This window comes from Gordonia alkaliphila, from assembly GCF_023017165.1.
Taxonomy (GTDB): Bacteria; Actinomycetota; Actinomycetes; order Mycobacteriales; family Mycobacteriaceae; genus Gordonia; species Gordonia alkaliphila.
This window is the reverse complement of the sequence record NZ_JALKBW010000001.1, coordinates 2,619,147-2,634,957: the sequence shown is the minus strand read 5'-3', so window position 1 is coordinate 2,634,957 and position 15,811 is coordinate 2,619,147. Positions and strand designations below refer to the sequence as shown.

Genomic DNA, 15,811 nt, shown 5'->3' with positions numbered 1-15,811 from the left:
GTCTCATCGCAGCGCGGCCCCGAGTTCGTCGCAGCGCTCCAGGACCTCGGCCCCGTCGCGTGCACTCACCACTGCCGCACATTGTTCCGCGTAATCGCCCAACGCACACCCGGTCTGGGACCAATAGCGTTCCGGTTCCGGTGTCAGCCACGCGACGCGGTAGGCGCGGCGGGCTACTTCGTCGAACAGGTCCGTCCGCGGATCGAAGGCGTTGTGCCGCGCGTCGCCGACCACCAGCACGCTGGTCCGCGAGGTGATCAGGTCGCCGTACTCGTCGAGCAGCTCGTGCCACATCCGCCCGTAGTCGCTGGTCGCCGAGAGATCCAGACCGTCGGCCGCCAGTACGGCCGCCAGCGCGCCGTCGGGCGAGGCGCTGCGCAGGGCCGGTGTCACCCGGACCGGGCGGTCGACGAAGGCGACCACCTCGCACCGGTCCCCGAATTTGTGCAGGGTCTGCGCCAGCCGCAGGATGAAGCCGGTCACCGGGCGGACCGAGATCGAGACGTCGACCAGGACCAGCAGCCGCACCGGACCGGGAGTGGTGCGGCGCCGCCACAGCTCCAGCGGCACCCCGTCGGTGGCGACCGCCGCCCGCATGGTGCGCCGGAAGTCGAGGCGACCGGCGGTGGTGAGCCGGCTGACCCGGCGCGGGGCGCCGCGCATGCGCTGCACCAGTCGATGGCAGGCGCGGTCGATGTCGGCCTGGTCGCGGTGGACGCGGGTGGGCGGATCGTCGACGGTGCTCAGCACCGCGGCACCGGCCAACCGGTCGGTGAGAGCTTCCACGAAGCGGGTGAGCGCCTCCTCGAGTTCGGCGATCGCCGCGGCGTCGAGTCCGGCCGCACCGTCCACGCCGTAGGCGTGCCGGCCGTCGCTCGCGTCCAGGGCACGCAGCAGCGCCGCCGCGTCGGCGAGGTTCAGCGTGGTGCCCTCCACCCGCGTGGCGGCCGCGGTCAGCTCCCCGACCTGGGAGGCGTCCGCGTGCTCTACTTCCACGGTGTAGGTGACGCCGCCGGAGACACTGGAGTTCTCGGTGTCCACCTGGAGTTGCTCGGCGCCGCCGGAGACCGAGAAGTCGTTCTCCTCGCGGTGGGCGCTCTGCGCGTTCCGTTCGCGGGCGTCCGGATCGTCGGCCATCAGGTCGCCGATCTCGACGGTGTGCTCGTCGGCGCCGATCATCCGGCCGCCGCCGCTGAACTCCTCGTCCCAGTCGATGTCGTCGGGCAGGCCCGACAGCAGGCCGCGGACCCGCGGCAACTCGTCGTCCTCCGCGTCGGCGTGGTGGCCGAGGAAGAACAGGGCGAAGGCCTCCTCGAAACCGTCGCGCTCGTAGCCGTACTTCACGGTGACCGCGCGCAACGCGGTGCGCAGCTGCTCCAGATCGGCGCCGCCGACCAGGTCGAGCACCCGGCAGATCTCGATCACCTCGGCGGGGCTGGCCTGCACCGAGAACAGCCGGAGCACCCGGCCGAACTCCACCGCCAACCGCACCAGGAGCCGGTCCGGCCCCGTCTGCACGTCGTGCGCGGCGAGCATGTCAGCTCCGCGCGGAGCTGCGTGCGCGGCCGGCGCCGAAGGCGCGCTCGGTGACGGTGCCGCCGGGGCTGCTCCCGTCCACCCCCACCGCGATCCGGTTCTGCTCGGCGGCGTCGACGGCCAGCACGCGCCGGACGTGGTCCAGATCGGTGCCGAACTTCACCAACAACGACAGCAACGCCGGATCCTGGCCGCCGATGCGCTCGCCGGTCGACGTGTCACCCACGTCGGCCAGGCGCGACGCGGCGCGGGCCGCGTCGATCACCTCGGCGATCGACGGGCTCTTACGCAGCGGCAGCTCGCGCAACCGCCGGGCCAGATCAACGACGTCGGCCACCACCGACTCCTCCACCTCGGGGGCCCGCACCGCGACGATGCGGCGTTCCCGTTCGGCGTCCGGATAGTCCACCTGGAAGTGCAGGCAGCGGCGTTTGAGCGCCGGCGACAGCTCGCGGGTGTCGTTGGAGGTGAGGATCACCCACGGCGCCGAGCGCGCGGTGAAGGTCCCCAGTTCGGGCACGGTGACCTGCCGTTCGGCGAGCACCTCCAGCATCACCGCTTCCATCGCCTCGTCGGTGCGGTCCACTTCGTCGACCAGCAGCACGGTCGGCGTCTCGGCGATGATCGCCGCCATCAGCGGTCGCGGCACCAGGAAGTCTTCGCTGTAGACGCCCACCTCGGTCTGCGCGAGGGCCGCACTGGCCTCGGCGAGCGAGTCGTAGGCGGCGAGCTCCGCGCTGATCCGGTCGCGCAGCATCTGGACGTGCAGCAGCTGACGGGCGTAGTCCCACTCGTAGAGGGCGCGGGAGTCGTCGAGCCCCTCGTAGCACTGCAGGCGGATCAGTGACCGCCCGGAGGCGGCGGCGAGTGCCTTGGCCAGTTCGGTCTTACCGACACCGGCCGGGCCTTCGAGGAGTAGCGGCCGGTCGAGCACCGTGGCCAGGTGCACCACCACCGCGAGGTCGTCGGGAATCAGATAGCCCTGCTCGGCGAGTGCCGCGGACAGTGCTGTGGCGGTGGCGAATTCGGTGTCGGTCATCATGTCCCTCGGTGTGGTGTGTCCTCGGTGATCGGGTCGAACGAAGGGAGCAGACCGCCGACCCCGCGTCGGGGGAATGCGGGATCGGCGGTCCGCACCTGCGCGGCCAGGTCGGTCAGTAGCTGTCGACCATTGCGTGGCGGACCATCGGAATCATCGACTCGACGGTGCAGGTGCGCGGATTACCGGGCGTGCACCAGTCACCCATCATGTGCTCGGAGATGGCCCGGATCTGGGCCTCCGAGGTGTCGACGCCGTCGCCCTTGCCCGCGTACTTGCCGGTGTTCATCCGGTTCTTCTCGTAGCTGTTGACGTTCAGCTGACCGAAGTTGTCCGGAATACCGAGATCCTTGGAGATGCGGATGGCTTCTTCCACCGCGGCGTCGGCCGCCTGCACCGTGCTCATCCGGGAGGTGTCCACGCCCAGCAGCGCGGCGATGTCGGCGAACCGTTCGTAGCGCGCCGGCAGGTTGTACTCCCACACGCGCGGCAGCGCGATCGCGTTGTTCAGACCGTGGTGGCTGTCGTAGAACGCGCTGAACGCGTGCGAGAGCGAGTGGACCAGGCCCAGACCGCCGGAGTTGAAGGCCTGCGCGGCGATGTACTGCGCGTGCATCATGCCGGTGCGGGCTTCCAGGTTGTGCGGCTCGTAGACGGCGGTGCGCAGGTGGTCGCGGATCAGTTCGATCGCGTACTTGGCATTGCCGAGCGACGGCGCGAAGTCCAGCCGCGAGACGTAGGGCTCACTGCAGTGCGCCAGCACGTCGAACCCGCAGAACGCGGTGAAGTGCTCGGGGCACGAGTAGTAGAGCAGCGGGTCGTCGATCGCGAGATCCACCAGGCAGGTGTCGTCGAAGGCCACCCACTTGTGCGGGTTCTCCATGTCGGAGGTGTCGGTGATGACGTACGCCCACGAGGTCTCCGAGCCGGTGCCGGCCGTGGTGGAGACGGCGATGTGCTTCGGGTTCTCCTTGTTGGTGGCCTTGGAGAAGCCTTCGAATTCGTTGATGTTGCGGCCGTCGTGGGCGATCACCATGCGGGCGCCCTTGGCGGCGTCGTGGCTGGATCCGCCGCCGACGGAGATGATGCCGTCGCACTTCTCCGACTGGTAGCGCGCCGCCGCGTCCATACAGTTGTAGTCCTTGGGGTTGGACTCCACCTCGTCGAAGACGACGACGTCGACGCCCTGCCACTCGATCTTGCCCTTGATCTCGTCGATGATTCCCGAGCCGCGCAGACCGGTGGTCATCAGCAGCACGCGAGTCATGCCGAGGTCCTTGGCCTCGACGCCGATCATGTCGTGCGCACCGACCCCGAGTTTCGCCTTCGGGAACGGGTGGAACTCCTTGATCGGGAAGTCCCAGATCTGATTCAGCTCGATTGCCATCGGATGTCTCCTTGTCGAACAGTCGTCGGCGGATGTCTTTGTGACATCCCCAGACTGTCGCCCAGGTCACACCCTCGACAAGGGTCCCTGACCGCTTGCGCGGCCGGTCGGTCCCACCGGTCAGTGGCGGCCCTGTCCGACCGGACAGGTGACCGCCCTCAGAAGCTAGTCGCTGATGCGCTCGATGACGCCGCCAAGGCGGCGCAGGTGCTCTTCGAAGTGCGGGTAGCCGCGATCGATGTGCTCGATGTCGTGCACCTCGGTGACGCCGTCGGCCACCAGCCCGGCCAGCACCAGACCGGCGCCGGCCCGGATGTCGCTCGACCAGACGGGCGCGCTGGAGAGCTGCTCCACGCCGCGCACCACCGCGTGGTGACCGTCGGTGCGGGCGTCGGCGCCCAGGCGCACCATCTCCTCGACGAAGCGGAAGCGCGCCTCGAAGACGTTCTCGGTGATCAGCGACAGTCCCTCGGACACCGTCGCCAGACCGATCGCCATCGGCTGCAGGTCCGTCGGGTAGCCCGGGAACGGCAGGGTCGCGGTGTCCACCGCGCGCGGCCGGTCGTCCTGGCGGACCCGGAAGCCGTCCGGCAGTCGATCCACCCGGGCGCCCGCATCCTCGAGCTTCTTGAGCACCAGCGCCAGGTGCGCCGGGTCGATTCCGAGCACCGTCACGTCGCCGCGCGTCATCGCCGCCGCGATGCCCCACGTGCCGGCCACGATGCGGTCGCCGACCACGTGATGCGTGGTGGGGGTCAGCTCGGCCACGCCGGTCACCGTGAGGGTGCCGCTGCCGATGCCCTCCACCCGGGCGCCCATCTGGTTCAGCATGGTGCATAGATCGACGATCTCCGGCTCGCGGGCCGCATTGTCGATGGTGGTGACGCCCTCGGCCAGCACCGCCGCCATCAGAATGTTCTCGGTGGCGCCCACCGACGGGAACTCCAGGCTGATCGCCGCGCCGGTCAGCGCCTCCGCCTCCGCCACCACGCAGCCGTGCTCGATGGTGCTGTGCGCGCCGAGCGCCCGCAGACCCGACTGGTGCATGTCCAGCGGCCGCGAGCCGATCGCGTCGCCGCCGGGCAGCGCCACGACCGCACGCTTACAGCGCGCCATCAGCGGGCCCAGCACGCAGACCGACGCCCGGAACTGCTTCACGGCATCGAAGTCGGCGTGATGGTCGGGCAGCTCCGGGGAATCGATCAGCACGGTGTCGCCGTCGATCTCCACCTGTGCTCCGAGACCGCGCAGGACCTCCGCCATCAACGGCACATCGGCGATCACCGGCACGTTGGACAGCACGGTACGCCCGTGCGCCAGCAGTGCCGCGGCCATCAGCTTCAGCACACTGTTCTTTGCACCGACCACAACCACCTCGCCGGAAAGGCGGGCTCCCCCGGTCACCAAATAGCGATCACTCACGGCGCTAGCTTAGGGCACCGAGAGCCGAGGCCGCCGATCGACGACGCCGACGCGCCTCTCCCGCCCCGGAAGCACGGGACCGACGCACGCGTGACCGACGCGCGAACACCTCCTCGGGACGGCCTGGCGTACCGTCGACCCATGGCTGTCCACTTGACGAAGATCTATACCCGCACCGGAGACGACGGCACCACCGGTCTCTCGGACTTCTCCCGCGTCCCCAAGAACGACCCGCGCGTCGCCGCCTACGCCGACTGCGACGAGGCGAACGCCGCCATCGGGCTGGCGCTGACCCTGGGCGGAGACGTCCCGGCCGACATCGCCGCGGTGCTCGCCACCGTGCAGAACGACCTGTTCGACGCGGGCGCCGACCTGTCGACGCCGATCGTGGAGAACCCGAAGTATCCCCCGCTGCGCATCGAGCAGGGCTACATCGACGGGCTCGAGGCCTGGTGCGACAGCTTCGGTGCGGAACTGACCCCGCTGGACTCGTTCATCCTGCCCGGCGGCACGCCGCTGTCGGCGCTGCTGCACCAGGCCCGGGTGATCACCCGGCGCGCCGAGCGTGCGGCGTGGACCGCCGTGGAGGCTTTCCCGGACGACACCGGCGTGCTCCCCGCGAAGTACCTGAATCGCCTGTCGGATCTGCTGTTCATCCTCGGCCGCGTGGCGAACGTCCGCGCCGGCACCAGCGATGTGAAGTGGGTTCCGGGCGCGAACCGGAATCGCTGACCGACTCCTACCGAATCAGCGCCCGCCGCGGCGGCGAGACCGTCGCGGCGGGCGCGATTCCAGCCAGGACGAGAACGCCGTGACCAGGATCGGCGACATGGCGATCTCGTAGTCGCCGGAACCGGGACCGGTACCGGTGACGTGCAGTTCGAGCACCACCATGTCCGGGTCCATGATCTCCAGTTCGGTGCCCTCCGGGGCACGTCGACCATGCAGCTCCACGTGCCGCCGCGGCAGGGCCGCCGTCGGCCCGGGCAGCAGCGCCGTCAGCCGGTAGTAGACCAGGGCGAATTCGGTGTAGTGCACCGACCCGTGCCGCCACCCGCGATCGCTCTCGGCGGGCAGGGCCCGCAGGATCACCGGGGTGCCGGCGCGCCGCACCTCGCGCACCCGATAGATCAGACCGGCCAGCAACAGCACCGCACCGACGACCAGCGCCAGGACCAACCAACCCCACCACGGCATTCGGTGCACCCTTCAGATAGTGAAAACGTCACCAGCCGCCCCGCCAGGCGGGACGGCTGATGACGTGAATCATGTCAGACTCGGTCGCTAACTCACAGCTTCGACGGCACGAATCCGAGAACGAGCCTGCAGGTACGCTGCCGACCCCTCCTCTGCCGCCTCGAGAGCAGCGCGTTCGGCCGCCAGATCGATCTCGTCCGCGAGCTGTGCGGACTCGGCCAGCACCTTCGCGTCGGTACCGGTCACGTTCAGGAAGCCGCCCTGAGCCGCGATCGCCAGCTTGCTGCCGTCGGCCATGGTGACCACGACGCAGCCACCGGGCGCGAGCTCGGAGAAGAGAGGCGCGTGGCTGGCCAGGATCCCGACCTCGCCGTCGGTGGTCTGCGCCCGCAGGAACGTCGCATCCCCGGAGTACAGCACCTGATCGGGCGAGACGACGTCCACTCGGAAGGTCTTGTCAGCCATGGTTCGCGACTACTTTCCGGCGATCTTCGCGGCAGCGGCCTCGACGTCGTCGAGTCCACCGCAGCTGTTGAACGCCTGCTCGGGCAGGTGATCGAACTCGCCCTTGCACACGCGGTCGAAGGCGTCGATGGTGTCCGCGAGCGGCACGACCGAGCCGACCTGGCCGGTGAACTTCTCGGCGACCAGGAAGTTCTGGCCGAGGAACTTCTGGAGACGACGGGCGCGGCCCACCGTGACCTTGTCCTCTTCGGAGAGCTCGTCCATACCGAGGATGGCGATGATGTCCTGCAGTTCCTTGTACTTCTGCAGGATTCGCTTGACCTCGTTGGCGACGCGGAAGTGCTCGTCGCCCACGATCGAGGCCTCGAGGATACGCGAGGTCGAGGTCAGCGGATCCACGGCCGGGTAGATACCCAGCTGCGAGATCGGGCGCGAGAGCTCGGTGGTCGCATCCAGGTGCGCGAAGGTCGTCGCCGGCGCCGGGTCGGTGTAGTCGTCGGCGGGGACGTAGATCGCCTGCAGCGAGGTGATCGAACGGCCCTTGGTCGAAGTGATGCGCTCCTGGAGTTCACCCATCTCGTCGGCCAGCGTCGGCTGGTAACCCACGGCCGAAGGCATACGACCCAGCAGGGTTGAGACCTCGGAACCGGCCTGGGTGAACCGGAAGATGTTGTCGATGAACAGCAGCACGTCCTGGTGCTGCACGTCGCGGAAGTACTCGGCCATGGTCAGGGCCGACAGGGCGACGCGCATACGCGTGCCTGGGGGCTCATCCATCTGACCGAAGACGAGGGCGGTGTCCTGAAGGACGCCCATCTCTTCCATTTCCAGGTGGAGGTCGGTGCCCTCACGGGTACGCTCACCGACGCCGGCGAACACCGAGGTGCCGGAGAACTCGCGAGCGATACGGGTGATCATCTCCTGGATCAGAACGGTCTTGCCGACACCGGCACCACCGAACAGACCGATCTTGCCGCCCTTGACGTACGGGGTCAGCAGGTCGATGACCTTGATACCGGTTTCCAGGATCTCGGTCTTACCCTCGAGCTGGTCGAAGGCCGGGGGCTTGCGGTGGATACCCCACTGCTCGCCGTCGCGACCGGTACCCGGTGCGTCCAGGCAGTCGCCCAGAGCGTTGAAGACGTGACCCTTGACGACGTCGCCGACGGGCACCGAGATCGGCTTGCCGGAGTCGGTGACGGCGGCACCGCGGACGAGTCCGTCGGTGGGCTGCATGGAGACGGTGCGCACCACGTTGTCGCCGAGGTGCTGGGCGACCTCGAGGGTCAGCACCTTGGCCACGGCCGGGAGGGTGACCTCGGCGTGGAGAGCATTGAACAGGGCCGGCACGGCGCCGCGCGGGAACTCGACGTCGACGACCGGGCCGATGACCCGGGCGACGCGACCCGCGGTCGCCGAGGCGGCGGCGGTCGGGTCGGTGACTGCTGCAGTCATGGTTTTTTCTCTTTCCTCGATATGTCTTGTCAGTGCGCGAGCGCTTCGACGCCGCCGACGATCTCGCTGATTTCCTGGGTGATCTGCGCCTGGCGGGCCGCATTGGCCTGACGGCTCAGGTTCTTCTCCAGCTCCGTCGCGTTGTCGGTGGCCGCCTTCATGGCGGTACGACGTGCGGCGCTCTCCGAAGCAGCCGAGTCGAGCAGCGCGGCAAAGATCCGCGCGGCCACGTACTTCGGCAGCAGAGCGTCGAGCAGACCGTTGGGGTCGTCGCCGCCGAACTCGATGTCGGCCTGCACGCCACCGGCGGCGGGCGACTCGTCGAGCATGTCGCGGCCCAGATTCATCTGTTCCAGCTCGAAGTCGACGTCGATCGGCGCCATGCGGCGCACCACCGGCTGCTGCGACAGCATGGACACGAAGCGCGTGTAGACGATGTGCAACTCGTCGACGCCCTCGATGTCACCGCTGCCGTCCGGCAGGGGCACGTTCTCGCCGCTGCCGGCGAGGAACGAGTCCACCAGGTGCTTCACCGCGGCGGCGCCGTCGGCGAAGACGGGCTGCTGCGAGAAACCGGACCAGCTGCCGGCGACCTCGCGGTCACGGAAGGTGTAGTACCCGATGCCCTTGCGGCCCATCACGTACAGCACTGGCGTCTTGCCCTCGGAGCGGAGCAGCGACAGCAGCTCTTCGGTCTCCTTGAGCACGTTCGAGTTGTAGCCGCCGCACTGACCGCTGTCGCTGGTCACGACCAGGACCGCGGCGCGCTTCGGATCGTGCCGTGCGTTGAGCAGCGGAATCTGGTCCAGGTTCGCCCGCGACGCGAGCGACGTGACCACCTCCGTGATCTCCTCGGAGTACGGACGAGCGGCAGCCACCCGCGCCTGCGCCTTGGTGATGCGCGACGTCGCGATCAGCTCCTGCGCCTTCGTGATCTTCTTGGTCGACTCGATCGACCGGATCCGCGAACGCAGTTCCCGAATGGAAGCCATGACTACTTCGTCTTCTTCGTCACTCGGATCGTCTCGGACTCGACGTCTTCAGCGGCCATGGGATCGGCTGCGACCTCGACGACACGCGAGCCGTCCGAGGCGATGAAGCCGGCCTTGAAGTTGTCGGTGGCCGTCGCCAGCGCGGCCTTGTCGTCGGCGGACAGCTTCTTGCCGCCGGCGATGTTGGCGTAGACGCCCTTCGCACTGTGGTGCAGGTCGCCGAGCAGTTCGCTCTCGAAGCGACGGACGTCGGCGACGGGCACCGAGTCCATGAAGCCTTCGCCGCACAGGTACAGCGAGACGATCTGGTCCTCGACGGCGACCGGGCTGTACTGGTCCTGCTTGAGCAGCTCTACCCAGCGGGCGCCGCGCTCGAGCTGAGCCTTCGACGCGGCGTCGAGGTCCGAGGCGAAGGCCGAGAAGGCTTCCAGCTCACGGAACTGAGCCAGTTCCAGACGCAGCGAACCGGAGACGTCCTTCAGACCCTTGGTCTGAGCGGCGCCACCGACTCGGGAGACCGAGATACCGACGTTGATCGCCGGGCGGACGCCCTTGTTGAACAGGTCCGACTCCAGGAAGACCTGGCCGTCGGTGATCGAGATGACGTTGGTCGGAATGAACGCCGAGACGTCGTTGGCCTTGGTCTCGATGATCGGCAGACCGGTCATCGAACCGCCGCCGAGCTCGTCGGACAGCTTCGCGCAACGCTCCAGCAGACGCGAGTGCAGGTAGAAGACGTCACCCGGGTATGCCTCGCGGCCCGGCGGGCGACGCAGCAGCAGCGAGATGGCGCGGTAGGCCTCAGCCTGCTTCGACAGGTCGTCGAACACGATGAGGACGTGCTTGCCCTGGTACATCCAGTGCTGACCGAGGGCCGAACCGGTGTACGGAGCCAGCCACTTGAAGCCGGCCGAGTCGGACGCGGGGGCGGCGACGATGGTGGTGTACTCCATCGCTCCGGCCTCTTCCAGCGCGGTCTTGACGCCGGCGATGGTCGAGCCCTTCTGGCCGACGGCGACGTAGATGCAGCGAACCTGCTTCTCCGGATCACCGGTCGCCCAGTTGTCCTTCTGGTTCAGGATGGCGTCGATGCAGACCGCGGTCTTGCCGGTCTTACGGTCGCCGATGATCAGCTGGCGCTGGCCGCGACCGATGGCGGTCATGGCGTCGACGGCCTTGATACCGGTGGCGAGGGACTCCTCGACCGGCTGACGCTCGAGCACCGAGGCGGCCTGCAGTTCGAGGACGCGCTCTTCGTCGGACTCGATGGTGCCGAGACCGTCGATCGGCTGGCCCAGCGGGTTGATGACACGTCCGAGGAACTTGTCGCCGACCGGCACCGACAGCACGTTGCCGGTCCGCTTGACTTCCTGGCCCTCTTCGATGTTCTCGTAGTCACCCAAGATGACGGCGCCGACCGCATCCAGGTCGAGGTTCAGCGCGACGCCGCGAATTCCACCGGGGAACTCGAGCAGCTCGTTCGCCATGGCGCCGGGCAGTCCGCTCACGTGAGCGATGCCGTCGCCGGTGTCGGTGACGAGGCCGATCTCTTCACGAGTGGCCTCCCCGCGCACCTCCTCGGTGTAATTTGCGATCGCGCTCCGAATCTCATCGGAGGAGATGGTCAACTCGGCCATATTCCTGCCTGCTCTTCCTGGGCTTGCTTAAAGGGTTGGGGAATCGTTGTTGCTTGGGTGGTCACCGCAGGCTGCGGCGCAGGGCCGCCAGCTTGCCGGCGATACTTCCGTCGATGCGTTCGTCGCCCACGCGGACCACGACGCCACCGAGAAGCTCGGGGTCGATCTCGACGTGCAGGGTGACCGGCGCGCCGTAGATGCCCGACAGCTTGTCGGCCAGTTCGGTCCGCTGCTGCGCGGACAGTTCGCCGGCGGAGGTGACGTAGGCGACCTTGCGGCCGTTGGCGCCGGCGGCGAGCCCGGAGAGCTCGTCGATGACGTCGCCGGGCGCGTCGGCGCTGGTGGTGACGGCCTGCACGGCGAGACGACGGGTCACGTCGTCGACCTTACCGGCGATCAATCCGTCGAGGAGTCCGGCGCGATCGGCCTGCGACCGCGTGCGGTCGGACAGGGCCTGCTCGAGTTCGGTGTTCTCCTTGACCGTCCGGCCGAGCAGGAACAGCTCTTCCTCGACCGTGTCCAGGCGACCGTCGGCCTTGGCCGAAGCCAGCATGGCCTCGCGACCGAGCTCCTGCAGAGCGGAAGCCAGATCGCTGTCGCTGGACCAGGGGCGCGCGGCGGCCGAAGCCACCGTGGTACGCGTGACCTCGCTGACCTTGCCCTTCAGCACGTCGCGAGCGACGTCGGCGCGGGCGGCGGTCGGCGTGGCCGAGTCGGCCAGAGCAGTACGCAGCGCACGATTGTCGGACACGGTCTGGGCGAACGAGAGCAACTCGTCACCGATGGTGACCGCCTCCGCGCTCGGAACACCGCGCAGGGCGGCTTCCAGCTCGACGCGGGCGCCTTCGAGGGCTTCGCGGCTTGACGCTGCGTACATCTACCTACATTCCTTCTAGTGGCATGGCACGACGGAGACGGTCACAGGTACGGCGAAGATCTCTCCGCCGCCCTGCACCTGACTCCGCCATCATCGGAACTCTTACTTCGCGGCCTGATCGGCGACGTCGTCGAGTTCCGCGAGGAACCGATTGACGGTGCCGGCCTGCTTGGTGCCGTCGGACAGCTCGGACGCGACCAGCTTCTCAGCGAGGTCGACCGACAGGCGGCCCACGTCGCCGCGCAGTTCGGAAACGATCTGCTGACGCTGGGCAGCGAGCTGAGCAGCGCCGTTGGCGATGATCCGGTCGCTTTCCGCGGTGGCCTGGGTCTTCATATCGGCGATGATCTGCGTGCCCTGCTGGCGCGCCTCATCACGGATACCGGCCGCCTCTTCACGGGCACCGGCGAGCTGCTCGCGGTACGCCGTGAGCGAAGCGTTGGCTTCGGCCTGTGCGGCCTCGGCGCGCTCGATGCCGCCCTCGATGGTCTCGCGACGCTCGTCCAGGACCTTCTGGTAACGCGGGATCACGTACTTCCAGAAGACGAAGAGAACGACGGCGAAGGCGACCAACGACCAGATGATGTCGTACCACGCTGGCAACAGCGGGTTCTGATTGTCCGTGCTCTCCTCCGCGAGGAGATACAGGTCAGTGGTGTTGATCATGTCGGTGTCTCAGATCAGAAGATGAAGCCGACGACGATACCGATCAGCGCCAGTGCCTCGGAGAGTGCGATACCCAGGAACATGGTGGTGCGGATCTGGCCGGCGAGCTCGGGCTGACGGGCGATACCTTCGATGGCCTTGCCGGCCACGATGCCCACGCCGATGCCCGGGCCGATGGCGGCCAGGCCGTAACCGATGGCACCGAAGCCGGAGCCTTCGAAGGTGGTGGTGGTGTCGGCGAGAGTCTGGGCGATGTAGCTCATCTTTTCGATTCCCTTTTCTTTCTTGGTGGCTCCCCGCCCGGGCGGACGAGTGAGTCAGTTCTGGGGGTTTGGAGGAGCCGCTCGGGGTTGACCGGCTCCGGGAGGTTTAGTGCTGGTCCGCGTGCAGCGACTGGTCGATGTAGACCGCGGTCAGCAGCGCGAAGATGTAGGCCTGCAGGCCGATGACCAGCAGCTCGAAGAAGGTGAAGCCGACGCCCGCGAGCAACGCGAAGGGGGCGAAGACGACGTGCCAGGTACCACTGAACAGGAAGTACTGGGTGGCTGCGAAGAACAGCACCAGCATGATGTGACCGGCCAGCATGTTGGCCATGAGTCGAATGGTCAGCGTGAACGGACGCAGGACGAAGGTCGAGATGAACTCGATCGGGATCAGCAGCGGCTGAATGGCCAGCGGGACGCCGGGCAGCACGATCGAGGACTTGATGAAGCCGAAGAAGCCGTACTTGGCGATACCCACCCAGAGGTAGGTGATGTAGGCGACGGCGGCCATCACCAGCGGCATGCCGATGCGCGCGTTCGAGGAGATGTTCAGGAACGGCACGATCGACGAGAGGTTCAGGAAGATCGTGGCGAAGAAGATCGAGGCGATGATGGCCAGGAACTTGCGGCCGTTCTCCTTGCCCAGGATCTCTTCGGCGATGTTGATCCGCACGAAGTCGAGCATGGACTCGGCGACGTTCTGCACACCGCGGGGAATCACCTTGGGGCTGCGCATCGCGAACGCGAAGCCGGCTGCCACCAGCACGGAGATCACGACCCGCATGATGGTGATGCGGTTCAACTCGAACACGGTGCCTTCGAACAGGACCGCGGGCGGGAAGAAGTCGTTCAGGCTCGGCGTGTGGAACTCTTCGGCGGCGAGGAGCAGACCCTGCTCATTGAGCTGGGTCGCAGTGGCCAGGATGACGCTCAGCGTTCTCTCCCGTGTTCGGGACCGAGGAGCCCCGTGGACTCTCGGTTCGATCGGCTATCGGTGCGGGCACAGTGCGGCCGCAGCGCGTTGAGGCGTTGCTTCCGCAGTGGTGGTGCGTGCAGAACTTTATCAAGGCGAACCCGGGTGAAACCAATCCGGCCCCCGCGGCGAGCTCGTTCCTCGGTGCGATCCGCTCCTACTATCAGAGGTAGTAGCAGGTCAGCACCCGGAATTATGGTACTCGTCACTTACCCGTCGGTGGTGAGTCTTCGCCGACCTCGCTGCCGGAGGCTTCCGGCTCGACGTACGGCGAGTTGGTGCTCATCACGCCCCAGACCTCGGAACCGAGCACCGCGACGATGGCGCCGATCAGCATGCTGACCAGGGCGCCCTTGGAATAGAAGTCCATGTTCGCCAGTACCGCCATCACCACCAGCACCACCACCATCTTGAGGAACCACGACCCCATGACCGTGGCCATGGTGATCGACGGCGACATCTTGGCGGTGGCCATGATCGAGATGACGGTCAGCAGAATGAAGCTGCCGCCGACGCCGGCGCCGATGAGGACGCCCCAGACCCCCGGCAGTCCGTCGATCGGCCACCAGATCACCAGCCCGATCAGGGTCAGCGCGAGCAACCCGAGCAGGCCGTAGCGCAGCCCGTTCTTGAGGGGGGCCAGGGAGTCGTAGACGGTCTCGGCTACGTCCCCGTCGGGCGACAGATTCGGATTCTCGGCATTCGTGGACACGCGCCAAGGCTAGCGAGTGGCGAGCCTGCGACTCAACCGAGGAGCGAAGGTGGCGGCCAGCGCGATCAGCAAGCCGACGAAGAAGAAGGGCGCCACGGCCAGCGGGGAGAACAGCGTGCACGCGGCCACCGACAGCGCCAGCACCCCCACCCACAGGTAGATCAGCAGTGCCACGCGACGCGAGGAGTGGCCCAGTTCCAGGAGCTTGTGGTGCAGGTGCATCTTGTCCGGAGTGGCGAAGCTGACACCCGCGCGCGTGCGGCGGATCACCGCCAGCACCATGTCGAGCAGCGGGATGAAGACCACCGCGGCCACCAGGATCAGGGGCGACAGCAGGGTGAACATGTCGGCGGTGCCGTACGCGCTCAGCGCCGGGCGGCCCGACGCGCTGGTCGACGCCGCGGCCAGCATCAGGCCGATCAGCATGGCGCCGGAGTCGCCCATGAAGATGCGTGCCGGGGAGAAATTGTGCGGCAGGAAGCCCAGGCACGCACCGGCCAGCGCGGTGGTGATCAGCGCAGGCGAGTAGTAGTTCACGTCGCCGCCCTGATCGTGCAGCAGACCGAGCGAGAAGATGAGGATCGCGATGGACGCGATCAGCCCGAGACCCGCGGCCAGGCCGTCGAGGCCGTCGACGAAGTTGATGGCGTTGATCGTGGTGACCGTGATGACCACGGTGAGCAGGCCCGCCTGCAGCGGGTCGAGCACCACGGTGCCGATGTCCGCGAACGGCACGTAGACCACGTACCAACTGACCCCCAACACCACGAGCACCCCGGCTGCGGTGATCTGGCCGACGAACTTGGTGAGGGCGTCCAGCCCCCACCGATCGTCGATCACGCCGACCAGCACGATCACCAGGCCGGCGGTGATCACCGCGATCATGTCGGGTGTGTAGGCGAACCCGCGGTTGAGGGCGGGCAACTGCGCCGCGAGCGCGATCGCGCACACCACGCCCAGGTACATGCCCACTCCCCCGAGGCGCGGGGTGGGGATCAAGTGCACGTCGCGTTCACGCGGGACGGCGACCGCCCCGGCACGGACCGCGAAGACGCGGACCAGCGCGGTGATCAGGTACGTGATGCCGGCGGCGGTCAGCCCGACCAGCGCCAGCTCGCGCAGCGGAACGCCGACCCCGCCGACGGAGTCCAACGCGAGCAGCTGCACGCCGCTTCCCGATCCAGTCACGC

At 67.7% G+C, this 15,811-nt stretch carries 16 protein-coding genes; 1 reads left to right on the top strand and 15 read right to left on the bottom strand.

All coding sequences use genetic code 11. The features are described from left to right. Positions 1-3: 3 nt before the first annotated feature. The 4 genes from madC to murA form a co-directional block, all read right to left on the bottom strand. Positions 4-1,536, bottom strand: a complete 1,533-nt coding sequence (gene madC / locus MUG78_RS11940; RefSeq protein WP_246995063.1) for a MadC family VWA domain-containing protein — start codon at positions 1,534-1,536, stop codon at positions 4-6. Position 1,537: 1 nt separating this feature from the next. Then, positions 1,538-2,575 carry a MadB family AAA-type ATPase gene (locus tag MUG78_RS11935; RefSeq protein WP_246995061.1) on the bottom strand — a complete coding sequence of 346 codons (1,038 nt, stop codon included), beginning with the start codon at positions 2,573-2,575 and terminating at the stop codon, positions 1,538-1,540. A gap of 115 nt (positions 2,576-2,690) precedes the next feature. Then, entirely contained in the window at positions 2,691-3,962 is a 1,272-nt protein-coding gene (gene mdo, locus MUG78_RS11930) for an NDMA-dependent methanol dehydrogenase (protein ID WP_246995059.1), read from the bottom strand. Positions 3,963-4,127: 165 nt separating this feature from the next. Beyond that, positions 4,128-5,384 carry a UDP-N-acetylglucosamine 1-carboxyvinyltransferase gene (gene murA, locus MUG78_RS11925; protein ID WP_246995058.1) on the bottom strand — a complete coding sequence of 419 codons (1,257 nt, stop codon included), beginning with the start codon at positions 5,382-5,384 and terminating at the stop codon, positions 4,128-4,130. A 141-nt stretch (positions 5,385-5,525) separates the two neighbouring features. Here murA and MUG78_RS11920 point away from each other — a divergent pair, with 141 nt between their 5' ends. Continuing rightward, complete coding sequence (locus tag MUG78_RS11920; RefSeq protein WP_246995056.1) at positions 5,526-6,116, top strand: cob(I)yrinic acid a,c-diamide adenosyltransferase; 591 nt, start codon at positions 5,526-5,528, stop codon at positions 6,114-6,116. Between the two features lie 15 nt (positions 6,117-6,131). On the opposite strand, the gene MUG78_RS11915 is transcribed toward MUG78_RS11920, so the two are convergent. The 11 genes from MUG78_RS11915 to MUG78_RS11865 form a co-directional block, all read right to left on the bottom strand. Then, on the bottom strand, positions 6,132-6,581 hold the full coding sequence (locus MUG78_RS11915) for a DUF2550 domain-containing protein (RefSeq protein WP_246995054.1): 450 nt from the start codon (positions 6,579-6,581) through the stop codon (positions 6,132-6,134). An 87-nt stretch (positions 6,582-6,668) separates the two neighbouring features. Beyond that, positions 6,669-7,046, bottom strand: coding sequence for an ATP synthase F1 subunit epsilon (atpC, locus tag MUG78_RS11910; protein WP_246995052.1), 378 nt, complete (start codon positions 7,044-7,046; stop codon positions 6,669-6,671). A 9-nt stretch (positions 7,047-7,055) separates the two neighbouring features. Further along, positions 7,056-8,501, bottom strand: a complete 1,446-nt coding sequence (gene atpD / locus MUG78_RS11905; RefSeq protein ID WP_246995050.1) for a F0F1 ATP synthase subunit beta — start codon at positions 8,499-8,501, stop codon at positions 7,056-7,058. A 29-nt stretch (positions 8,502-8,530) separates the two neighbouring features. After that, the gene (locus tag MUG78_RS11900; protein ID WP_246995048.1) at positions 8,531-9,493 is read right to left on the bottom strand and encodes a F0F1 ATP synthase subunit gamma; all 963 of its coding nucleotides are present in this window, start codon (positions 9,491-9,493) and stop codon (positions 8,531-8,533) included. A 2-nt stretch (positions 9,494-9,495) separates the two neighbouring features. Next, positions 9,496-11,130, bottom strand: coding sequence for a F0F1 ATP synthase subunit alpha (gene atpA, locus MUG78_RS11895; RefSeq protein WP_246995046.1), 1,635 nt, complete (start codon positions 11,128-11,130; stop codon positions 9,496-9,498). Positions 11,131-11,191: 61 nt separating this feature from the next. Beyond that, complete coding sequence (locus MUG78_RS11890) at positions 11,192-12,007, bottom strand: F0F1 ATP synthase subunit delta (protein ID WP_246995044.1); 816 nt, start codon at positions 12,005-12,007, stop codon at positions 11,192-11,194. Between the two features lie 102 nt (positions 12,008-12,109). Continuing rightward, a complete protein-coding gene (locus MUG78_RS11885) occupies positions 12,110-12,673 on the bottom strand; it encodes a F0F1 ATP synthase subunit B (RefSeq protein WP_246995042.1) in 564 nt (187 codons plus the stop codon). 14 nt (positions 12,674-12,687) lie between these two features. Then, positions 12,688-12,936, bottom strand: coding sequence for an ATP synthase F0 subunit C (locus MUG78_RS11880; protein WP_005937765.1), 249 nt, complete (start codon positions 12,934-12,936; stop codon positions 12,688-12,690). Positions 12,937-13,042: 106 nt separating this feature from the next. Next, the gene (gene atpB, locus MUG78_RS11875) at positions 13,043-13,861 is read right to left on the bottom strand and encodes a F0F1 ATP synthase subunit A (protein ID WP_246997005.1); all 819 of its coding nucleotides are present in this window, start codon (positions 13,859-13,861) and stop codon (positions 13,043-13,045) included. 253 nt (positions 13,862-14,114) lie between these two features. Then, positions 14,115-14,621, bottom strand: coding sequence for a Cg1360 family ATP-synthase-associated protein (locus MUG78_RS11870; protein WP_246995040.1), 507 nt, complete (start codon positions 14,619-14,621; stop codon positions 14,115-14,117). 9 nt (positions 14,622-14,630) lie between these two features. Next, the gene (locus tag MUG78_RS11865; protein ID WP_246995038.1) at positions 14,631-15,809 is read right to left on the bottom strand and encodes a glycosyltransferase family 4 protein; all 1,179 of its coding nucleotides are present in this window, start codon (positions 15,807-15,809) and stop codon (positions 14,631-14,633) included. Positions 15,810-15,811 lie beyond the last annotated feature (2 nt).